Origin of the sequence: Bacillus sp. BPN334, assembly GCF_008368885.1 — a bacterium.
Lineage (GTDB): Bacteria > Bacillota > Bacilli > Bacillales > Bacillaceae_G > Bacillus_A > Bacillus_A wiedmannii.
This window is the reverse complement of sequence record NZ_QOZW01000012.1, coordinates 318729-340762: the sequence shown is the minus strand read 5'-3', so window position 1 is coordinate 340762 and position 22034 is coordinate 318729. Positions and strand designations below refer to the sequence as shown.

Annotated in this window: 21 protein-coding genes; all 21 read left to right on the top strand. The window is 32.9% G+C overall.

What is annotated here, in order from left to right; all coding sequences use genetic code 11:
- The first annotated feature begins 134 nt into the window (after positions 1 to 134).
- Positions 135 to 977, top strand: a complete 843-nt coding sequence (locus DN393_RS19490) for an ABC transporter ATP-binding protein (protein WP_064476122.1) — start codon at positions 135 to 137, stop codon at positions 975 to 977.
- Entirely contained in the window at positions 977 to 1681 is a 705-nt protein-coding gene (locus tag DN393_RS19485) for an ABC transporter permease (protein WP_000144455.1), read from the top strand. The genes DN393_RS19490 and DN393_RS19485 overlap by 1 nt, the downstream gene beginning before the upstream one ends.
- A gap of 162 nt (positions 1682 to 1843) precedes the next feature.
- On the top strand, positions 1844 to 2749 hold the full coding sequence (locus DN393_RS19480) for a stage II sporulation protein SpoIIQ (protein ID WP_088047747.1): 906 nt from the start codon (positions 1844 to 1846) through the stop codon (positions 2747 to 2749).
- Positions 2750 to 3037: 288 nt separating this feature from the next.
- Complete coding sequence (locus DN393_RS19475) at positions 3038 to 3172, top strand: hypothetical protein (protein ID WP_000008903.1); 135 nt, start codon at positions 3038 to 3040, stop codon at positions 3170 to 3172.
- 307 nt (positions 3173 to 3479) lie between these two features.
- The gene (spoIIID, locus tag DN393_RS19470; protein ID WP_000544012.1) at positions 3480 to 3752 is read left to right on the top strand and encodes a sporulation transcriptional regulator SpoIIID; all 273 of its coding nucleotides are present in this window, start codon (positions 3480 to 3482) and stop codon (positions 3750 to 3752) included.
- Positions 3753 to 3913: 161 nt separating this feature from the next.
- On the top strand, positions 3914 to 4915 hold the full coding sequence (gene mreB, locus DN393_RS19465) for a rod shape-determining protein (protein WP_000457990.1): 1002 nt from the start codon (positions 3914 to 3916) through the stop codon (positions 4913 to 4915).
- A 505-nt stretch (positions 4916 to 5420) separates the two neighbouring features.
- Positions 5421 to 5855, top strand: coding sequence for a 3-hydroxyacyl-ACP dehydratase FabZ (gene fabZ / locus DN393_RS19460; RefSeq protein WP_000931959.1), 435 nt, complete (start codon positions 5421 to 5423; stop codon positions 5853 to 5855).
- 347 nt (positions 5856 to 6202) lie between these two features.
- Positions 6203 to 6880 (top strand): CpsD/CapB family tyrosine-protein kinase, encoded by a 678-nt coding sequence (locus tag DN393_RS19455; protein ID WP_149173779.1) that lies wholly within the window; start codon positions 6203 to 6205, stop codon positions 6878 to 6880.
- 277 nt (positions 6881 to 7157) lie between these two features.
- Positions 7158 to 7901, top strand: a complete 744-nt coding sequence (locus DN393_RS19450; protein WP_098111976.1) for a YveK family protein — start codon at positions 7158 to 7160, stop codon at positions 7899 to 7901.
- Positions 7891 to 8592, top strand: a complete 702-nt coding sequence (locus DN393_RS19445) for a CpsD/CapB family tyrosine-protein kinase (protein WP_149173778.1) — start codon at positions 7891 to 7893, stop codon at positions 8590 to 8592. Before DN393_RS19450 ends, DN393_RS19445 begins: the two co-directional genes overlap by 11 nt.
- 106 nt (positions 8593 to 8698) lie before the next feature.
- The gene (locus DN393_RS19440; RefSeq protein WP_098111977.1) at positions 8699 to 9466 is read left to right on the top strand and encodes a tyrosine-protein phosphatase; all 768 of its coding nucleotides are present in this window, start codon (positions 8699 to 8701) and stop codon (positions 9464 to 9466) included.
- Between the two features lie 241 nt (positions 9467 to 9707).
- The gene (gene bpsC / locus DN393_RS19435; RefSeq protein ID WP_098111978.1) at positions 9708 to 10589 is read left to right on the top strand and encodes a UTP--glucose-1-phosphate uridylyltransferase BpsC; all 882 of its coding nucleotides are present in this window, start codon (positions 9708 to 9710) and stop codon (positions 10587 to 10589) included.
- An 18-nt stretch (positions 10590 to 10607) separates the two neighbouring features.
- Entirely contained in the window at positions 10608 to 11288 is a 681-nt protein-coding gene (locus DN393_RS19430) for a sugar transferase (protein ID WP_149173777.1), read from the top strand.
- A gap of 37 nt (positions 11289 to 11325) precedes the next feature.
- Positions 11326 to 12567: a UDP-N-acetyl-D-mannosamine dehydrogenase gene (gene wecC, locus DN393_RS19425; RefSeq protein WP_088113902.1), complete on the top strand. Its 1242-nt coding sequence runs from the start codon at positions 11326 to 11328 to the stop codon at positions 12565 to 12567.
- A complete protein-coding gene (locus DN393_RS19420; RefSeq protein WP_088113901.1) occupies positions 12564 to 13550 on the top strand; it encodes a glycosyltransferase family 4 protein in 987 nt (328 codons plus the stop codon). The genes wecC and DN393_RS19420 overlap by 4 nt, the downstream gene beginning before the upstream one ends.
- A gap of 1 nt (position 13551) precedes the next feature.
- A complete protein-coding gene (locus DN393_RS19415; protein WP_179196810.1) occupies positions 13552 to 14841 on the top strand; it encodes a lipopolysaccharide biosynthesis protein in 1290 nt (429 codons plus the stop codon).
- A gap of 31 nt (positions 14842 to 14872) precedes the next feature.
- Entirely contained in the window at positions 14873 to 17101 is a 2229-nt protein-coding gene (locus tag DN393_RS19410) for an alginate lyase family protein (RefSeq protein WP_098111062.1), read from the top strand.
- Positions 17102 to 17380: 279 nt separating this feature from the next.
- Positions 17381 to 18658 carry a polymerase gene (locus DN393_RS19405; RefSeq protein ID WP_098111120.1) on the top strand — a complete coding sequence of 426 codons (1278 nt, stop codon included), beginning with the start codon at positions 17381 to 17383 and terminating at the stop codon, positions 18656 to 18658.
- A complete protein-coding gene (locus tag DN393_RS19400) occupies positions 18627 to 19778 on the top strand; it encodes a GumK N-terminal domain-containing glycosyltransferase (protein WP_149173776.1) in 1152 nt (383 codons plus the stop codon). The genes DN393_RS19405 and DN393_RS19400 overlap by 32 nt, the downstream gene beginning before the upstream one ends.
- 10 nt (positions 19779 to 19788) lie before the next feature.
- A complete protein-coding gene (locus tag DN393_RS19395; protein ID WP_098094136.1) occupies positions 19789 to 20883 on the top strand; it encodes a glycosyltransferase in 1095 nt (364 codons plus the stop codon).
- Positions 20880 to 22004, top strand: coding sequence for a glycosyltransferase family 4 protein (locus DN393_RS19390; protein WP_098094137.1), 1125 nt, complete (start codon positions 20880 to 20882; stop codon positions 22002 to 22004). The genes DN393_RS19395 and DN393_RS19390 overlap by 4 nt, the downstream gene beginning before the upstream one ends.
- The last annotated feature ends 30 nt before the right edge of the window (positions 22005 to 22034 follow it).

Here is a 22034-nt window from a genome sequence, read left to right as displayed (position 1 = left end):
TACTCCTTTTACTGGTATTTTACTGCGTAACCCCTTTGTTTTTCATATGATTGAGTCAAGAAAAGCGAAACAAACAAACGAAAAGCGCTAAAGCGACTTTCATCTATAAAAAGAAAAACAAAGGGGATGACGGGATGACATTGGCAATTGAAATGAAAGATGTAATGAAAAGTTTCAACGAAAAAACGGCACTTCGAAATGTAAATATTGAGGTGAAGCAAGGAGAGATTTTCGGATTCCTTGGACCAAGTGGATCTGGAAAAACGACAACAGTAAAGATTTTAACTTCTCAATTACTCCATAGTGTTGGAACGGTAAAGGTATTAGGAAAAGATATTACAGGCCCAAGCAGCATCGATTATAAACGAATTGGTATTTTAACAGACAACAGCGGTTTATATGAAAGACTTAGCATTTATGATAACTTACTATTATTTTGTGACTTATACGATTGTAAAAAAGAACGAATTGATGAAGTGCTAGCGCAAGTGAATTTATTAGATGATAAAAAAACACCAGTAAAGAAACTATCAAAAGGAATGAAGCAGCGCGTTACATTAGCTAGAGCAATCCTTCATAAACCAGATATCCTCTTCTTAGATGAACCAACATCCGCACTCGATCCAGTAAACGTACAAAACATTCATAAAATCTTAAAAGACTTAAATAAAGAAGGAACGACGATTTTCTTAACGACTCACAATATGAACGAAGCAGAGACGCTTTGTAACCGCATCGCCTTTCTATGCGGCGGAGAAATTGTAGCGCTTGATACACCAGAAAACCTTCGTCTACAATACGCGAAAGATCAAATACAAGTTGTATTAAAAGATAAGCAAAAAGAAGTCGTGCAAAAAGATGAATTAGGTGCAAAACGTATTTCAGAATGGATGAAAAAAGGTGAATTACTATCCATTCATTCACACGAACCAACGCTAGGCGATATCTTTATTGAAGTTACTGGGAGGGGACTATAATGACATTTTCAATGAGACGTGTATCAGCTATTTTTAGAAAAGAAGTACAGGATTTTAAGACAAATTCACAAGTTTTGTTAATGGCATCTTTACCAATTATATTTGCATTTATATTTAGCCGATTTGGAGAAGGACAGGCAGGAGTTGGCATTATTACTTTAATGTCCTTTCTATTTGTAGCAGGGTTTGTTCAATCAATGGTAATTGCAGAAGAGAAAGAAAAACATACGTTACGTGTGTTAATGCTATCACCAGCTTCTTCTGTTGAAGTTCTTCTTGGGAAAAGTATATTAACAGCATGTTTAACGTTGGGCATTTCCATTGTAAACTTATTCATTTTAGATCAATTAAGTGGCAATCTCTTATTGTTAGCATTTATTTTCTTATGTGGAACAATTCTATTCATTTTAATTGGAACAGTGATTGGATTATTAGCTGAGTCTGTCCCGCAAACATCACTAATTGGAATGCCAATATTAATGACGATGTATTTAGCTGTACAATTTGAGCCAATGGTTGAAAATAAAGTAATTAAGACGATGATTAGTTATCTTCCAACATCTCATCTTGAAAAAGCGATTAAAAGCTTAGTGGATGGTGCTGGGTTTAGTAGTATTAGTGGGCATATGCTAAATGTTGGAGTGTGGCTCGTTATTTCACTTATTGCATGTTTAATCGTATATAAAAAGAAACAATTGGACTAAAAACTGAGCGGAAAGTGCTCAGTTTTTTCTTTTTTCTATCATTTCCTCGGAAATTTTACAATTCCTATACATATTTTTACATATTTTGTCGAAAAGTAATTAGTTATACGTTGTATAGGATACGTGAATATTGTTCAAAATGATTGCTGAGGTGATGATGGAATGCGAGGAAGAAATAATAAAAAGTCGCAAAAGGTAGTACATTTATTTCAAAAAAGATGGGTGTTTCCGGCACTATACATTGCATGTGCAGCGGTAATTTTAATGGTTGCGCTATGGTTCCAAGGAGCTAATCCGAAGAAGACTCCGAACCAAGATCAAGCGACACCGTATACACAATCGGAAGATCCAGCAGTACCAGTAACGAAATCTTCAGAAGTAGTGAAAATGCCAGCTGCCGCTAATGCGGAAGTAGTCGTGCAGAAGAAATTCTATGAAGATGCAGCAACTGAGGCGGAACAAGAAAAAGCACTTGTCTTTTATAACAACACATATTCCCCAAATAAAGGAATCGACATTGCTGCGAAGAATGGAAAAGAATTCAATGTAGCTGCTGCTTTAAGCGGTACAGTAACGAAAGCTGAAAAAGATTCACTTCTTGGTTATGTTGTAACAGTTGATAGTGGAAATGGTGTAGCAGCTTCTTATCAAAGCTTAGGTAGTGTGAAAGTAGAAAAAGGTGCACGAGTTGTACAAGGTGAAGTATTAGGAACATCCGGTCTAAGTGCAATGAATAAAGAAGCAGGTTCTCACGTTCACTTTGAAGTACGTAAAGACAATGTGGCTGTGAACCCTGAGCGCTACTTAAATAAGTCAGTAGCAGAAATTAAAGCTGATGCAGGTGCTGCAAAAGCAACGAATGCTTCTGGTAAAAAGGCTGATGACAAATCTCAAAAAGAAGAGAAGTCAACGAGCACGAAACCAGAAAGTAAAACAGAAGATAAGTCTCAAAAAGAAGAAAAATCAACAAGCGGTTCGACTAGTGACAAAAAAGAAGAGCCGAAGAAAGAAGAAAAATCAACAAATGGTTCTACAGAATCATCTAACAGTTCTTCTTCACAAGAATAAGAAAGTGAAAAAATCAGTTCTCACTAGGAGAGCTGATTTTTTTACTTTTACCCCGCATTAACGGGCAGTAAGACCCCTACTTCAAAATTCAGTGAAAGCTAAGAAGTTAGGCCTGGGGTCAACTGCCCGTAAAAGCCCGATTGGTGAAGGCTAATAATCAGTGGGAAATGGCGCTCACTGATTAAAGTTTCACTTTATATAAAAATACTCAATTTCGAGAAAAAAGTTGCAATAACAAGGAAAAATGACGAGATTCTCGAATATATATTAAAAAAAGGAGGGGATACTGTGTCATTTTTATTTGTTCTGTCGACTGCTATTATTTTATTGTTTGTTTTATTCACTTTATATTATTATATTGCCGGTAAGAAAGAGGTTCCCCACCATCAATTGTTAGAAGAAGAGTTGGAACGAGAAGAATGACACCTTATATACAAGGTGTCATTTTTTTCGCCAAAATAGTCACTGTTAACGTATTTCTCACAAAAAAACGTAATTTTTCTTAACTTAGTCCGCAAAAATAGTGAACATGTAGCATATATCAGTAGTGCGGGCAATACAATGGTATAAACCAAAGCAAAGAGAGTGTTTGAGGTGAGAAATCGTGAATCATTTCATTATAAATCCAAGAATGTTTAACGCTTACAAACAGCACTCACACTTACTTCTTAGTCGTATGCAGCGAGGCTCATTTCACACTTCTCACATCCAATTTAGGGAGGCGAGTGGTGTGCACGATTACATCAAAGAGAGAACTATCAAGATTGGTAAGTATATCGTGGAGACAAGAAAGACAGTGCGTGTCATTGCAAAAGAATTTGGGGTATCAAAGAGTACAGTCCATAAAGATTTAACGGAACGTCTACCAGAAATTAATCCAGAGCTCGCAAATGAAGTAAAAGAAATTCTTGATTATCATAAGTCTATTCGTCATTTAAGAGGCGGAGAAGCAACAAAGCAAAAGTATAGAAAAGAAGATGTAGAAAAGCCGGTCCGTCAATAAATATGCGATCGCAAACATTCCGTTTCAATTCGGTAATATTTTTCAGAAGAATTCTTTTTGCGAATATTACGTTTCTGTTAAATTTATGATAAAATCAGAAATTAGGTGTAAAAGAATTCGGGTGTAACCTGATTTTGAATATCGAGGAGGAAATGACGGGAATGTTTGCGCGAGATATCGGAATTGACCTAGGTACGGCTAATGTATTAATTCATGTTAAAGGCAAAGGTATTGTATTAAATGAGCCATCTGTTGTGGCAATTGATCGTAACACAGGTAAAGTATTAGCAGTAGGTGAAGAAGCAAGAAGTATGGTGGGACGTACACCTGGTAATATTGTAGCAATTCGTCCGCTTAAAGATGGTGTAATCGCAGATTTCGAAATTACAGAAGCAATGTTAAAGTATTTCATTAACAAATTGGACGTAAAGAGCTTCTTTTCAAAACCTCGCATTTTAATTTGCTGTCCAACAAATATCACATCTGTAGAACAAAAAGCAATTCGTGAGGCTGCTGAACGTTCAGGTGGTAAAACAGTATTTTTAGAAGAAGAACCAAAAGTAGCCGCAGTTGGTGCTGGTATGGAAATCTTCCAACCAAGCGGTAACATGGTTGTTGATATTGGTGGAGGTACAACAGATATCGCTGTACTATCTATGGGTGATATTGTTACCTCTTCCTCTATCAAAATGGCTGGCGATAAGTTTGACATGGAGATCTTAAACTACGTTAAACGTAAGTATAAGCTATTAATTGGAGAACGTACTTCAGAAAATATTAAAATTAAAGTTGGTACAGTATTCCCAGGTGCGCGTAGCGAAGAGCTTGAAATTCGCGGACGTGACATGGTAACGGGCTTACCACGTACAATTACAGTATGCTCTGAAGAAATTACAGAAGCACTAAAAGAAGACGCGGCTATCATTGTACAAGCTGCAAAAGGCGTACTAGAGCGCACGCCACCAGAACTATCTGCGGACATTATCGACCGCGGTGTTATTCTAACAGGTGGTGGAGCTTTACTACACGGTATCGACATGCTTCTAGCAGAAGAACTAAAAGTACCAGTATTAATTGCTGAAAACCCAATGCAATGTGTTGCGGTTGGTACAGGTATTATGTTAGAGAATATCGATAAATTACCAAAGCGTGCTTTACGATAAAGTGAAACTTTAATAAGTGGGGGCATCCCCCACTTATTATTAGCTCGCAAAAGGCGGGGAAGATGAGAAGAACTACGGTGTTAACCGTAGTTCTTTTTTGTTTTTTTATTCTTTCATTTTTTTATTTTATTTTGATTTATTGAGAAAATAGAAGAAAAATAAAGAAAAATGAAGAAAACAGGTGAAATATTCATATATATGGTTAAATTTAATATTTCCTTATTTGAAAACGTTTATAATATAATGAGTCGAATACGACATTAAGGCAAATCATGTTTCAGTACATATTGCCTTTCCCTAATTTGGGCATACACTCTTTTCTACCTCCGTGTCAGTTGCTGGAATATGCAGCTATTTTAAGAGAATAGAGTGTGTGCATTTTTTTATATATAAAGCGGAAAAGATAGTAAAGTTATACTTTATAATGACAAACAATAAACAAAATGGGATAATAAACAATATGTCCAAGTGGTAAGACCAATATTACAAAAGGGGCGATTGTTACATGCTAAATATAGAACAAATTAAAGAAATCATTCCTCACCGTTATCCATTTTTACTTGTTGATAAAATATTAGAAGTAGATGAAGGAAAAAGAGCGGTTGGAATTAAAAATGTATCCGCAAACGAAGAGTTCTTTAACGGGCACTTTCCTGACTATGCAGTTATGCCCGGTGTACTTATTGTAGAAGCATTAGCACAAGTCGGCGCAGTTGCGGTATTAAAGAAAGAAGAAAACCGCGGAAGACTTGCTTTCTTCGCAGGTATCGACAATTGTCGTTTCAAAAAACAAGTACGTCCAGGTGATCAACTTCGTTTAGAAGTAGAAATGACACGTGTACGTGGTCCAATCGGAAAAGGAAAAGCAATCGCAACAGTAGATGGTGAAGTTGCATGTGAAGCTGAAATTACATTTGCGATTGGTGATAAAAAGGAATAACAGAAATAAAAAATCTCCTTGTGAAAATGCAAGGAGATTTTTTTATTTCCACTATATATCGGTGTAATCATTAAAATGCAAACTAGTCAGAAAATTACTTGTGTATGGAAGGGGATTACCATATAATTGCTTTATTATTTATTCAAAAATTAGGATAAATGATAAGGGCAGAAAAGAAGTAAAGTCATTGTCATATTGTAAAGGTGTTCATATAAGACAAAGTAGAATGATATTGATTAAGATGAGATGTAGGGAAATCAGTGATACAAAATATTAATTAGACGTATGAAATCGAGCATAGAGAGAAAAAGGAGAAATGTCGCATTTCACAAAAGGAGACTATTAATATGTTCGGAAGAAAGAAAAGAAAACCATTACGACAATTAATTACGCATAAAGAGCCTAAATCACGTGTTGCAGAACAATATCGTAACATTCGTACAAACATTGAATTTACATCTGTAGATAGTCATGTTCGTTCTATTATTGTTACCTCGGCAGATCCAGGTGATGGAAAAACAACGACAATCGCAAACTTAGCAGTTGTTTTCGGACAACAAGGAAAGAAAGTCTTATTAATCGGAGCTGACTTGCGTAAGCCAACGATTCAAAACTTATTTGCCATTCACAATTCAAATGGATTAACGAACCTATTATCAGGACAAGCGAAACTGATGCAATGTATTCAAAAAACAGATATAGAGAATGTATACTTAATGGCGGCAGGTCCAATCCCGCCCAACCCAGCTGAACTATTAGGTAGCCGGATAATGGACGAGACATTACTAGAAGCATATAACATGTTTGATATTATTCTAATCGACACACCACCGGTTCTTGCGGTTACCGATGCACAAATACTAGCGAACAAATGCGAGGGAATCGTACTTGTCGTACGCAGTGAAAAAACAGAAAAAGATAAAATTGTAAAAGCGAAGCAAATATTAGACAAAGCGTCCGGTAAATTACTTGGTGTCGTCTTAAACGATAAAAGAGAAGAAAAAGAACAATATGGATATTATTAGAAAATAATGTATAGAATAGTAAATGAGAAAGCTGATAAATATTTTTATCAGCTTTTTTTGAATTTTTATAAAATTTTTTATTGCATTATACGAAAAAAATGATACAATAGAAATTTTGGAAATTCGTTGGAATGTGTTGTCATATTTAAGATTATTTTGTAAGATTATATGTGCTTGATGTCAATAAATGTAGAACTAAAATATTCAAAATAAAAAATGTAAGATTTATATGTTATAATTTTTCTTATGTGCAAATTTTAGAAAGTTGGAGGAACTTATGGAAGAAACAATTAGTTTGAAAGAGTTATTTCATATTTTAAAAAAACGTTTAGCGATGATCCTCGTAATCGCCTTTGGTGCTGCTATAGTAAGTGCTATCATTAGCTTCTTCTTCATGACACCAATCTATCAGTCTTCTACGCAAATTCTTGTTAATCAGAAGAAGCAAGAGGGTGCAATGATTCAAGCTGGTGAAGTTCAAACGAATATTCAATTAACGAATACATATAAGGTTATTATTAAAAGCCCAGTAATCTTAGATCAAGTGAATGAAAAATTAAATTTAAATATGACACAGCAAGCTTTAACGGAAAAGATTAATGTTGCGAATGAAAAAGATTCACAAGTCATTTCTGTAACAGCTGAGGATAAAGATCCAAAACTAGCTCGCGATATTGCAAATGCAACTGCGGATGTGTTTAAGGGTGAAGTTGCAAAAATTATGAACGTGGATAACGTAACGGTACTATCTAAAGCAGAAGTTGCAGAAAATCAATCTCCGATTAAACCACGTCCAATGTTAAATGTAGCAATCGCCTTCGTTGTTGGTTTAATGGCTTCAGTTGGTCTTGCATTCTTACTAGAATACTTAGATAACACAGTAAAAAAAGAAGAAGATGTAGAAAACTTACTTGGTTTACCAGTGTTAGGTATTGTAGCCCGTATGAATGAAGAAACAACAAGTTTGAAATCGCACGCTCCATCATCAAGAAAAGTGAGGGGACAAACAATTGGCTCTTAATTTATTTAAAAAGAAAAAACATCATCGTCAACGTCGTCAATTAATTGCTCATCAACAACCGAAATCACCAATTTCAGAACAGTATCGTAATATTCGAACGAATATCGAGTTTGCAGCTGTTGATACGAACTTACATTCATTAATGGTAACGTCTGCGAATCCAAGTGAAGGGAAAACAACGACAACAGCGAATATGTCAGTCGTGTTTGCTCAGCAAGGAAAGAAAGTATTATTAATTGATGCAGATATGCGTAAACCGGCAATGCATCAAATGTTCCAAGTGGATAATATTTTCGGGTTAACGAACGTATTAACACATAGTGAACGTTTAGAAAAATGTGTACAAACAACATCGGTTGATAATTTACACTTTTTAGCTTGTGGTCCGATTCCGCCAAATCCAGCAGAATTATTAGGATCAAAATCAATGCAAGAGCTTCTTGCACAAGCATATAGCCTGTATGATTTGGTTATTTTTGATTTGCCGCCAATTTTAGCTGTTACAGATGCCCAAATTATGGCGAATGTATGCGATGCTTCTATTCTTGTTGTTCGTAGTGAATCGACAGAAAAAGAAGCAGCAGTAAAAGCAAAAGGTTTATTAGAATCGGCAAAAGGTAAACTGTTAGGCGTTGTTCTGAATGATCGTGAACGTGAACAAAGCTTATATTATTACTACGGTGCAAATTAATTAAAAGAGTGAGATATGGGAAACATATCTCCTTTTTTCCCTTGAATATGAGATGTCTCATATTCAAGGGAAAAAAGATTTATATGAGAGAGGGAGGATGAAACAAATGATAGATTTACATTGTCACATTTTACCTGGTATCGATGACGGTGCACAGACAGTAACAGATAGTTTAGTGATGGCGCAAAAGGCAATAGAGGAAGGTATTCATACAATTGTCGCAACACCACACCATCAAAATGGAAAATATATAAATGAACGTACCTCAATTCTTCATCAAGTAAAACAACTAAATGATGAACTGCAACAACATAATATTCCACTTACCATTTTACCAGGGCAAGAGGTCAGGTTATATGGTGACATATTAGAAGACTATGAAGCTGGTAAAATCGTTACTTTAAATGAAACAAACAAATACATATTCATTGAATTTCCATCTAATCATGTACCTCGTTATGCAGAACAAATATTTTATGAACTACGTGTAAAAGGAATGATTCCAATTATCGTTCATCCCGAACGTAACGCCGAGTTAATTGAGAGGCCAGATAAGTTATATAACCTTGTCAATAAAGGGGCATTAACACAAGTGACAGCAGGAAGTCTTCTGGATAAATTCGGGAAAAAGATTAAAAAATTCTCACTACAACTTGTTGAACATAATTTAACCCATATGATCGCATCAGATGCACATAACACAACGTCAAGAGGATTTCATCTAGCAGAAAGCTATGAACTAATAGAGAAAGAATTCGGCGCAAGTATTATGAATGATTTAAGAGAGAATCCGTATTTAATAATTAGTGGGAAAGCAATTTATAAAGAAGATCCAGAACAAATTCGTCGTAAAAAGTTGTTTGGCATCTTTTAAATAAAGAACTGGTGATGTCTCCTAACCGTTATCAACGGAGGCACTCGGTCGTGCTGTGGGTAGAAATTTTTATTTCGAACCTACCTTAGACGCTTGTCGTCGGGAGTATGACGTGAGGATGGGTTGGATGCCCATAATTTATTTATAATAGAAACTCTACCTATGGAGTTATAAAAATGACTCTATAGGTAGGGTTTTTGTTATTGTTACATATAAATAAAAGGATTTAGGGGGGCTACAATTGAAAAAAGTAAGAAAAGCGATTATCCCAGCGGCTGGTCTTGGAACAAGATTTTTACCAGCGACAAAGGCGATGCCGAAGGAAATGTTACCTATCGTTGATAAACCGACAATTCAATATATAGTAGAAGAAGCGATAGAATCTGGAATTGAAGATATTATTATTGTTACTGGAAAAGGAAAACGTGCGATTGAAGATCATTTTGATCATTCTTTTGAATTAGAACAAAGCCTTTTAGAGAAGGGGAAGCACGAAATGCTTGAGAAAGTACAAGCTTCTTCAAGAATTAATATTCATTACATAAGACAAAAAGAGCCAAAAGGGCTTGGACATGCAGTATGGTGTGCGCGTAAATTTATTGGAAATGAGCCATTTGCGGTGTTGCTTGGTGATGATATTGTACAAGCTGAAACACCATGTTTACGTCAATTAATGGATCAATACGAAGGTACACAGTCTTCAGTTATTGGTGTACAAACAGTACCTGAAAATGAAACACATCGTTACGGTATTATCGATCCAGTTGAACAAAATGACCGTCGTTATCAAGTGCGCCAGTTTGTTGAAAAGCCAGCAGAAGGTACAGCACCATCAAATTTAGCGATCATGGGTCGTTACATATTAACACCTGAAATTTTTGCGTTCCTCGAAAATCAAGAAACAGGAGCAGGTGGAGAAATTCAATTGACAGATGCAATTCAACGATTAAATGAAATTCAACGTGTGTTTGCGTATGATTTTGAAGGTACTCGTTATGATGTTGGAGAGAAGTTTGGTTTTATTAAGACGACGATTGAGATGGCATTACAGCATGAAGAATTAAAAGAAGAGTTAGTGAAATATATGAATACAATAGTCAGCAAAGAGAAAGTATTTGTATAAAAGAGAGGAAGGTAAAATTTGGAAGAAAGAAATTTAATAAGTAAATCTGCAACTGAAACTATAGATACCGTTAGAAAGCAAAATGTTTTGTATTTATTAATGAAAAGAGCAATAGATATTGTAGGTGCAATTATAGGTTTAATTATATTCTCCCCATTTTTTATTATAATTCCCATTCTTTATATGTGTGGAGAGGGAAAAGGGCCGGTATTTTTTAGACAATCTAGAATCGGTAAAAATGGTGAATCTTTTGGTATATATAAATTTCGTTCCATGGTAATTGATGCTGAAGGAAAGCTAAAGCAAAATGAAGTGCTTTATAAAAAGTATATAGATAATAACTATAAACTTGAACCGGAAGAAGATCCTCGTATTACGAGTGTAGGGCGTTTTCTAAGGAAAACGAGCTTGGATGAATTACCCCAGTTTATCAATGTTCTTAAGGGTGACATGAGTTTAGTTGGGCCAAGACCAGTAGTTCAAGAGGAACTATTAGAATATGGGGAAAGAAAAGATAACTTTTTATCTGTGAAACCAGGAATTACAGGATACTGGCAGGTTAGTGGAAGAAGTGATGTTGGATACCCTGAAAGAGTAGATTTAGAATTGCATTATGTATACAATGCATCATTATTTTTCGATATAAAAATTCTATTTTTAACTGTAGTAAATGTGATACTGAGAAAAGGCGCTTATTAATTAACTTTATTGTTGTAAAATGGGAAGGGTGTTACAGATGAATGAAAAGATTTGTGTAGTAGGATTGGGTTATATTGGATTACCAACAGCAAGTTTATTGGCCACTAAAGGATTTCAGGTATATGGTGTAGATGTAAATGAATCTGCTGTAGAAATGATTAATAGTGGAAAAGTACATATTTATGAACCAGATTTAGATATTATGGTAAAAGCCGCTGTGCAAAGTGGAAATTTAAAGGCAGGAATTGTACCAGAAGCTTCAGATATTTTCATATTAGCTGTTCCAACACCGTTTAAGGGTGATCATAAGCCAGATTTAACTTATGTTGAACAGGCAACGAAAACAATAGCACCGTACATAAAACCAGGTGATTTAGTAATTTTAGAATCTACAAGTCCAGTAGGAACAACAGAAAAAGTGACAGAATGGATTTTAGAAGAGCGTGAAGATTTAACTGTGACAGAAGAAATTAACTCAAATAAAGGAGCTTTCTTTGTAGCACACTGTCCTGAAAGGGTATTACCAGGGCATATTTTAAGGGAATTAGTAGAAAATGATCGAATAATAGGTGGCATTAACCAAAATTCTACGAAGAAAACAGTAGATTTTTACAAGAAATTTGTCAAAGGTAAAATACTTGAAACAAATGCTAGAACAGCTGAAATGGCAAAGTTAACAGAAAACTCATTCCGAGATGTGAACATTGCATTTGCTAATGAATTATCTATGATTTGTGATGAACTTCATATTAATGTTTGGGAGTTAATAAATTTAGCCAATAGACATCCTCGTGTGAATATTTTACAACCAGGACCAGGCGTAGGTGGACATTGTATTGCTGTAGATCCTTGGTTTATTGTAGACGCAGCGCCAGAACAAGCTAAACTTATACATACAGCTCGACAGGTAAATGATTATAAGCCAGGTTATGTTATAGATAAGATTCGTGAAAAAGCAGATAAATTTAAAAATCCTATTATTGCTTGTTTAGGTTTAGCATTTAAGGCTAATATTGATGATTTGCGTGAAAGTCCGTCTGTTGAAATTGTGGAGCATTTAGCCAACCAGCAATTAGGGGAAATTATTGTATCTGAACCAAATATTCAACAACTACCTGAAAAATTAAGCAAATTAGGAATTAAATTAGATTCAACAGTTTCTACTATTTTAAAGGCAGATATAATTGTGTTATTGGTAGATCATGACGCTTATAAAGATATTGACCGTTTAACATTAAATGAAAAAGTTGTTATTGATACAAGAGGCGTTTGGAAATGAAGAAGAATAAATATTTTTTAATTGGCCCTTATCCCCCTCCTTTAGGGGGAGTAAGTGTCTATATTTATCGTTCGAAAAAAAGATTGGAATCAATGGGTGTTAAGGCTGAAGTAATAGATTTCTCGAGGATGTCAATTTATGAGAAGATTAAATTTTTGTTAATCACGAGTTTTCTGTCACCTTCGTATCATACATTTCATTTGGACGGATTTAAATTTCCTTTAATGTTAATGTTAATATTTAGGCCATTTAAATCTCATATCATTTTACATCATCACTCAATTCGAAGATTAGATAACCTAGGTAGGATTCAAAAATGGATTGCTAGGATATTTGTAAGAAAAATAGATGAATGTATTATGGTAGGAGCCCATTTGAAGGATGGTTATGTGAAAAATAACCTTCAATTACCAAAGAAAATAACTATTCAATCACCTTTTGTCCCTCCCCCAATGGAAGATGAACAAAAAATTATGGATACTTATTCATATGAAACTAAAAAATTTATAGCACAAGCACATCCTCTTATAGTGGGAAATGCTTCTGTAATTACATTTCATAATGGGTTTGACTTATATGGTTTAGATATAAGTATTAAAATGATTGATAAATTAAAAGAAAAGCATAAAGATATCGGATTAATTTTTGCTCTTGCAGAAATCGGTGACGAGGCTTATTTTGATGAAATTAAAAAAAAGATAAATTTAAGTGGGCTTGAAAATAATATTCATTTTATTACAGGACAAAAAGAATTATGGCCGCTTTTTAAACATGCAAATTTAATGGTGCGCCCAACATATAGTGACGGATATGGAATTAGTATAGAAGAGGCGTTATATTTGGAATGTCCAGCAGTTGCTAGTGATGTGTGTAAGAGACCGGAAGGAACGGTACTGTTTAAAAATAGAGATTTAGATGATTTTATAACTAAAGTAGAAAATAGCATAAGCCAGATGAATGGGGTATCGAAGGAGAAAGTATAATATGAAGCATCGTTTAATAACCCTTATTAACAAAATACGTAATAACCTAGTACAGTTAGGTAAAAAGGGTTTTTTTAGTTTGTTACTTACTAAATTCTTGATTCAATTTTTAGGATTCGGAAGTATTATATTAGTTGCTAAATTTATTAATCCTGAAAGTATGGCACAAATAAGAAGCTTACAAACATATTTAACACTAGCTGTTATACTAGGAACTTTCGGTCTAGATACCGCTATATTAAAGTTTTGTGCTGAGAAGAGAGAAGACAACCAAAAAGAGAAAATCCTTTCTTATTCTGTTCGGAATAGTTTGTTATTTTCTTTTGTATCCATTCTGTTATTTAATTTGTTTTTAATATTTATCTCTAAACAATATTCGATCCATTGGGTCATATATACTTTATGTGTACCAATATTAACTTTAACAAATATATTAATTAATTATCTCTTAGCTTTAAAAAAGGTTAATAAAATGGCTAGTATACAAGCGATTATAAAAGTGCAGGGTGCATTGTTTATAATTATTGGTACTTGGTTATTTGGTGTGAAAGGTTTTATTATCTCTACGGTTTTAGGATTGGCTATTGGTTTGTATCCTCTATTTAAAGAGGCGAATCCTGTGAAGAGATTAGACAATTCAAACATAGATATACCTAAGCAATTTTGGGGAATTGCTTTTTTTAGTTTTCTGGCTAATTTTGTAAATAACATAGGGAACTATGCAGATATTATTATTATGGATAACTTTATAACTGATCGTGTTGAAATGGGATATTATTCAATCGCAACAATATTTCTTCTAGGTGCTACTCAAATCACAGCAACTTTGCAAAATATATATACACCTTATTTGACAGAAAAAAGCAATGATTATAAAGGTTTAAAAGAGATGGCCTTTAATCTGCAAAAGAAGGCTATTATTTTAAGTGTAGTTGCAGGATTAGCGGTGTATATTGGTTCTTTAGTATTCGTTCCTTTCTTTTATGGGGAATCATACAAAAGTACAATCACATATACAGGAATACTCATGATTAAATATGTGTTGTATTCATCGTATGCTATTATGGGTGTTACCTTATTAGCGATGGGTAAGATGAAAGAAAATTTTTATGTGACATTTATCTCAGCACCTATTGCCTTATTGATTAATTATGTAGCTTCACAATACTTTGGCATTATAGGAATTGCATGGGCGCAAATAGCTAATGGTTTCATTATGTTGACTTTACAATATACAATAGTAATCCGTGTCTTTAAGAAATTAGACCAAAAAACCACTTTTAAAATTTAGAGAGATTATATAAATAGGAGAAGAATCTTTTATGCCTTATTATTTAAAAAAGGTTAAGGAATTAACCCCTAAAGAAGTAGTAGATAAAGTTAGCAAGAAAGTGAAAAATAAAATACTAAAAAAAACAGAGGAGTTAGTAGATAGGCATGCTTCTACTTATTCTAAAAATACTAATAGTTATGAAATTGAAAGTTTATTATCCGAGTACGTAATATATAATTTTTCTGATGCAGAAATCTTACAAACCCAAGGGATATCATCATTATATCTTAATCATTACTTTGACTTATTAGGATCTGGTTGGGAGAATATAAAATATAACATGGACTGCAAAGGAATAGAAGAGTTTAAATATAACGCTCCTGTAGTAGATTTAAATAATGATATCACATGCCTTATTAATGAGAAAAATAGGGGATACAGTAAATATTTGAGGGGTATGATATCGACTCACTATATTCCAATTGATTGGCGCTTAGATTTTAAGTCAGGTTATTATTGGGATTCACAGTTACATTATTCGAAAGTTTCCTATGGAAAGCATGTAGGAGTAGATGTTAAGGTCCCGTGGGAATTATCACGTATGCAGCATCTAGTTCAATATGTTTGGGCATATTTACTAGCCAAGCAAGGAAAAAAGGGTTTCGAAGAACCTGAAATATATGTGAATGAGTTTCAGGATGAAGTATTAGATTTTATCTCTATGAACCCTCCTAAATTTGGTGTGAATTGGGTTTGTACTATGGACGTTGCAATCCGAGCAGCAAATTGGCTACTGGTTTATGATTTATTTAGGGTACATGGTGTGAGTTTTTCTCAAGAATTCCAAAAAGTATTTAGTCTTTCTATATATGATCACGGAAAATTTATTTATAATCATTTAGAACGTGATGGCGAGGTACGCAATAATCATTACTATTCCAATATTGTAGGGTTATTTTTTATTGCAGCATATCTACCTGTAACAGGGGAAACAAAAGAATGGCTGTGTTTCGCATTTCAAGAAAATATTCAAGAGATGCAGAAACAATTTTATAAAGATGGAGCAAATTTTGAGCAATCAACAGCATATCATCGCTTATCAGGAGAATTAGCACTATATGCGACTTCTTTAGGATATGCATTGTCAGAAACTAAAAAAGACATTTTAAGAAAATATAGTATAGAGAAACACCTTTCAATTTGTAAGAAGAAAGGTTTTAATCATGATAAAAAAGGTTTTTGGAAAGTGCGAGAAGATGTATTGTTTCCCGATTGGTATATAGATAGATTAGAAAAAATTGCAGAATTTACTATGGATATAACTAAGCCTAATAAAGAAATTATCCAGTTTGGTGATAATGATAGCGGGCGATTTTTTAAGATACAACCAACATACCAGAAAATGTATGTGAAAAATGCCAAAGAGTTATATTTAAATTTAAAAAATTATAATGCACTTGGTGATGATAAAATCTATTGGGATGAGAAATTCTTAGACCATCGTTATTTAGTAGCTGGAATTAATGCATTTTTTGAGAGAGCTGATTTTTACCAGTATGTGAATGGGGAATCGATAGAATATAAGATAGTAAAAGATTTAATACAAGGAAGAATTAAAGAGAAAAATAAACAAAGTCAACATATAAGCTATAAAAATACGTCGATAAATCTATTAAATAAAGTAGATGAGAAAAATATACGTTTATTTAAAGAAAGATCGCAATTTGTTGAATATGTCTATCCAGCAAATTTGAACCTGATAGATAACCTGAAAATTATTTCTTATCCCGAGTTTGGTATGTACATTTACACTTCCAATAATTTATATTTAGCAATTAAATGTGGACCTCTTGGAAGTAGTGGAAAAGGTAGTCATGATCATAATGATCAACTTAGTATTGAATTGACGATTGATGGGAAAGAAATTATAAAAGATCCTGGAACGTATTTATATACAGCTATTCCTGAAAAAAGAAACTTATTTAGATCTACAGGTGCACATTTTACACTTCAAATGGATAGTAAAGAACAAAATGATTATTATCAAGGGTTACCAGGATTATTTATGCTAAAAGAAAATACACAAAGCAAGTGTCTAGAGTTTGATTTAACAAGATTTATAGGATGTCATAGTGGATTTGGAGAGAAAGTATATAGAGTTATAGACATTTTGCATGATAGAGTAGTTATTTCTGATTATGGTTCTAATCAAAGGATTAAATATTTTAATTATTATTCGAGTGGTTATGGGAAAATAATTTGCTTAACTGGGAGATAATATGATAAAGATCAATAATTAGATTGTTTATAGAGTAAAAATAGATGGGGTCTAAAGTAATGATTATCAAGTAATTGTATACATGTATGTTTTAAATATGCTTCTTTCTATTACGTAAAAGTATATTTTTAGGAAAGGGAAGTTATATTTATGGTATTTGTCATAAACAGATTCATTATTTATCACATCCATAGCTCAATATTTTATTGAAAAAGGCAATAAATATAGGTGACTATTGTTTACCAGGATAAGAGTTTAAATAATTTAATTGTAGTTAGGATGATTAATTTGCAAAACCATAAAGTTATTACAAATAAACTGGCTTTAAAAATCTACGTATTCTTAGCTGCTTTTTTAGCTTTTTTAACGCTAGAACCTTTTTTTGTATGGGGAAATAAATTAAAAGAGATAGTAGGGTGTTTTTATGTCGCTTATTTTCTGTTGATTTCCGTTAAATATAAGATTATTTCAAGAGAAAATATAAAATTAGCATTTTATACAATTTTTTTAGTGATGTTATATAGTTTTAGATATGAGGAAATATATAAAATTTTGTATAGCTTTTTATTTTTATGCGCTGTACTTATACCTTTTGTATTATTAACAAACAAAATGAAGTTAAAAATTTATGATTTTTTTATTAAAATAATAGCTGTTTCGTATATTCCTGCAATAATCGTTGCCTTTTTACTACTATTAGGGATTGACTTGAGTTGGGATAATTTAATTAGTTACTCTACAAGTAAATCCCATTATCGACAATATTTATGGAGTGCTAACTACGCAGTATATTATGGATTTTCTGAGCAATACTTTTTTTCTTATGGAGGAAGTATTGATAGAATATGTGCGATGTTTAATGAACCTGGTGTAGTTGGAACAGTAAGTGCTTTAATTTTAATTTCCAAGAGATTCAAATTGGATAGATTATACGAAAAAATAATTTTAGTGGCGGGAATTCTGTCTTTATCTATGGCTTTTTATTTGCTAATAGGTTTGTATATTATAGTAAAAAATAAAAAATATTTTGCCCTATGTTTTATTGCATACATTTTAATTTTTACATTCACGCCAAAGGATTCATATTTATATAATAGAATACTTTATCGCTTTGAAATAAATTCAGATGGTGTAGCGGGAAATAACCGAACAAACGAAGGGTTTGAGTATCTATATAAAGATTTTAAGGCAGGAGGTATAAAAGAACAGTTATTTGGAATGGGAGAAAAGGAATACTTCCAAAAAGCTCTAAATTATAAATCAGAGGCATTATCTTGGAAGACTTTTACCGTTATCAACGGTTATTTTCTTTTAATAGCCCATTCATTGTTCTTTTTATATATTGGCCTTAAAGAAAGATGTAAAATAGCATTTGTTTTTACCATGTTTTATTTTATGTCTTTATATCAAAGGCCTTTCGACTTCTCATTAGGATATTGGTTAATATTCTTTGCTGGTATTCTATACAGTTTAAATAAAGAAAAAAGTACAGTTGATAATAAAAGTTTATCGAGGGGAAATTTAAATGAAGAAAAAAGCATTATTTGCAACCAGTAATTATTGGAATTCACCGTTCCAAGTAGGTACTCATCATATTGCTAAAGAATTAGTGAGAAAAGGGTGGGAAATTGCTTATATTTCAGCACCAATCTCACCTATTCATCGAATGTTTTCACCTACTAAGGAATTTTATGATCGATATGAGATTTACAAAAAAGGTGGAGAAACTTTTGAGAACGGAAAGGTCTGGTCGTACGTACCTGGGGCGTTATTGACACCAAATAATAAACCCATTTTAAGAAGTGAAATTATATATAATCACTGGAGTAAACTCGGATATCCTAATATGAAAAAGTTAATAGAACTTAAAGGTTTTAGGGAAGTGGATTTACTTTATTTTGATAATGGTCTCCAAAATTACTTGTTAGATTTTATAAGTTATAAAAAATCAGTTTTTAGAATGGCAGATAAAAATTCTGGTTTTTCTAATAGTACAAAAGCACTAGAGAAAGCAGAAACAAAGTTATCTCAAAGTGTAGATCGAGTTTTATATACTGCACATACGTTAGAAAATCATGTAAATAGTTTAAAACCTAAAGATACATTATATTTCCCAAACGGTGTTAACTTAGCTCACTTTTTAGAAAAAAAGGAGCAACCTGTTGAATATAAATCTATTGATAAACCAATTATTGTTTATGTAGGTGCTATAGAAGAATGGTTTGATTTTAACTTATTTAATGAGATGGCTAAAAGAATGCCAGACTTTGCGTTTGTAGTAATAGGTCCTGATAAATTGGCTAAGCAGCACATTAATGAAATTGAGAATGTTCATATTTTAGGTAGAAGAAGTTATGATCAACTCCCAGCATACCTTCAACATGCTAACGTGGGGATTATACCTTTTAATGTTAAAGAGTACGCTAGTTTATTAGATTATGTAAATCCATTAAAGTTGTATGAATATATGGTTTCTGGTATTCCAGTAGTTAGTAGTAAGTGGAAAGAATTGGAGTTAATAAATAGTCCAGCACAATTAGCTGAAAACCTAGATCAATTTATAGACGCTATTAAAGAAGCGGCGAGAGATATGGATAAAGAAAAATATATTAGTTTTGCAAAGCAACATAGCTGGACTAGTAGGGTAGATAATTTGCTAGCAGAAGTATTAGAATAGGTGATTAATTTTGAAAAAAAAGGTGCTATTAATAACAGTTAGAGCAGATTATGGTGGAGGACCTGAACATGTATATCGGTTGATAAAAAATATGGATACCAATATAGAATATTATGTCGCTTGTCCAGAAGAAGAACCGTATTGGGATAGATATACAGAACTATTAGGTAAAGAGAAGTTAATAAAAATTCCGCATAGAAAATTCATATTGAAATATTATTTTGAAATGCTAAATTTCGTAAAAAGAAATAATATTGATATTATTCATTCGCATGGAAAGGGAGCAGGTATTTATAGTCGATTATTAAAAGTTTTTTCTCCCAAAAATATGAAGATAGTACATACTTTTCACGGTATACACTTAGATTATAAGAATCTTATAAATAAGATTTATATTTTTATAGAGAGATTTTTATCTTATTTTACAGATGCTTTTATTTGTGTGTCGGATGGGGAACGAGATAAAGTAAATAATGTAAAATTAGTTCAAAATAGTAAACTCAACGTTATTGTAAATGGTGTAGAAATTCCAAAGGATTGCTTAGTTAATGATAATCAAGTTCTTAACATTGTTTCAGTCACGAGATTTGATAATCAAAAAAACTCAAGAAAATCTATAGAAATAATGGAAAATCTCATTAAAAAGCATGGATATGAAGAATCTACCTTAACTTTTATAGGTCAAGGACCTCAAGCGAGAGAATTACAAGATTATGTGAATATGAGGAAGTTGGAGAGGAATATTATCTTTTTTGGCCCTACTCAAAATGTAATAGAAGAAATGCAGAAGTATAATATGTACTTGTCATCCGCAAAGTGGGAAGGTATGCCTTTAGCGGTATTAGAGGCAATGTCATTGGGATTACCTGCAGTCTTGTCTAATGTAGTTGGAAACCGTGATATTGTAGAACATGGTAAGGATGGTTATTTATACGAATTAGATGATACGGATAAAATAGCTGACCTGATAGTTCAATTAAAAGATGAAAAATGGACTTATATGTCGACTAAAGCGAGAGAAAAGATTGTTAGTAAATATAGTGTGCAACAAATGGTAAAAGGTACAAAACAAATATATTCTAAGATTAGTGGTGTTTCTAAATGAAGATAGCAATTGTACATGATTGGTTCGTGACATATGCGGGAGCTGAAAAAGTTGTAGAACAAATGTTAGATGTTTTTCCAGAAGCGGATTTATTTAGTGTTGTAGATCATCTAGGAGAAAATAGAGGGTTTATAAAAAATAAGGAAGTAAAAACTACCTTTATTCAAAAATTACCTTTCTCAAAGAAAAAATATAGAAATTATTTACCATTAATGCCTTTAGCAATTGAACAATTAGATTTATCTCAATATGATGTAATTCTTTCCAGCTCACATGCTGTAGCAAAAGGTGTCTTGACTGGTCCAGATCAGATACATATTTCATATGTACATTCGCCTATCCGTTATGCTTGGGATTTACAACATCAGTATTTGAGAGAATCTAAATTAGACAAAGGGATAAAAGGGTTAATAACGAAATCCATTTTACATAAGGTTAGAAATTGGGATTACCGTACTGCAAATGGTGTTGATTATTTCATTGGGAATTCAAATTTTATTGGGCGTAGAATATGGAAGGTATATAGAAGAGAATCAGAGGTAATATATCCGCCTGTTGATATTTCTGCATTTACGTTACATGAACAAAAAGAAGATTTTTATTTAACGGCATCACGTATGGTTCCATATAAAAAAATTGATTTAATTGTAGAAGCCTTTGCAAATATGCCAGATAAAAAGCTGGTTGTTATTGGAGATGGTCCAGATTTTGAAAAAGTGAAAGCGAAGGCTAAAGGTAATATTCAAATTTTAGGTTATCAATCATTTGAGGTACTTAAAGATCATATGCAACGTGCAAAAGGCTTTGTATTTGCTGCAGAAGAGGATTTTGGCATTACACCAGTAGAAGCACAGGCTTGTGGTACACCTGTTATTACATATGGTAAGGGTGGTGCTACAGAAACTGTTTTGGATTTAAATCATGAGAAACCAACTGGTCTATTCTTTAAAGAGCAGACTGTTGAAAGTATTATTGAGAAGATTGATGAATTTGAAAGAAGTTATAATAAGTTTACTCCATCTAACTGTAGGGAGAATGCTATAAGATTTTCTCCAGAGAGATTTAGAGAAGAGATTAGAAGTATTGTGGAGGAAAAATATAAAGAAAAATTTCTAGGGTGAGGAGATAAAATCTTCACCCTTTTTATTTCT

What these genes read in the sequence shown, in the direction of transcription:
- DN393_RS19405 (WP_098111120.1), top strand. Translation starts at nt 17,381, where the DNA reads ATGATTAATTTGCAAAACCATAAAGTTATTACAAATAAACTGGCTTTA.
- mreB (WP_000457990.1), top strand. Translation starts at nt 3,914, where the DNA reads ATGTTTGCGCGAGATATCGGAATTGACCTAGGTACGGCTAATGTATTA.
- DN393_RS19415 (WP_179196810.1), top strand. Translation starts at nt 13,552, where the DNA reads ATGAAGCATCGTTTAATAACCCTTATTAACAAAATACGTAATAACCTA.
- DN393_RS19440 (WP_098111977.1), top strand. Translation starts at nt 8,699, where the DNA reads ATGATAGATTTACATTGTCACATTTTACCTGGTATCGATGACGGTGCA.
- DN393_RS19410 (WP_098111062.1), top strand. Translation starts at nt 14,873, where the DNA reads ATGCCTTATTATTTAAAAAAGGTTAAGGAATTAACCCCTAAAGAAGTA.
- DN393_RS19490 (WP_064476122.1), top strand. Translation starts at nt 135, where the DNA reads ATGACATTGGCAATTGAAATGAAAGATGTAATGAAAAGTTTCAACGAA.
- DN393_RS19485 (WP_000144455.1), top strand. Translation starts at nt 977, where the DNA reads ATGACATTTTCAATGAGACGTGTATCAGCTATTTTTAGAAAAGAAGTA.
- fabZ (WP_000931959.1), top strand. Translation starts at nt 5,421, where the DNA reads ATGCTAAATATAGAACAAATTAAAGAAATCATTCCTCACCGTTATCCA.
- DN393_RS19400 (WP_149173776.1), top strand. Translation starts at nt 18,627, where the DNA reads ATGAAGAAAAAAGCATTATTTGCAACCAGTAATTATTGGAATTCACCG.
- DN393_RS19420 (WP_088113901.1), top strand. Translation starts at nt 12,564, where the DNA reads ATGAAGAAGAATAAATATTTTTTAATTGGCCCTTATCCCCCTCCTTTA.
- DN393_RS19450 (WP_098111976.1), top strand. Translation starts at nt 7,158, where the DNA reads ATGGAAGAAACAATTAGTTTGAAAGAGTTATTTCATATTTTAAAAAAA.
- DN393_RS19455 (WP_149173779.1), top strand. Translation starts at nt 6,203, where the DNA reads ATGTTCGGAAGAAAGAAAAGAAAACCATTACGACAATTAATTACGCAT.
- wecC (WP_088113902.1), top strand. Translation starts at nt 11,326, where the DNA reads ATGAATGAAAAGATTTGTGTAGTAGGATTGGGTTATATTGGATTACCA.
- DN393_RS19480 (WP_088047747.1), top strand. Translation starts at nt 1,844, where the DNA reads ATGCGAGGAAGAAATAATAAAAAGTCGCAAAAGGTAGTACATTTATTT.
- DN393_RS19390 (WP_098094137.1), top strand. Translation starts at nt 20,880, where the DNA reads ATGAAGATAGCAATTGTACATGATTGGTTCGTGACATATGCGGGAGCT.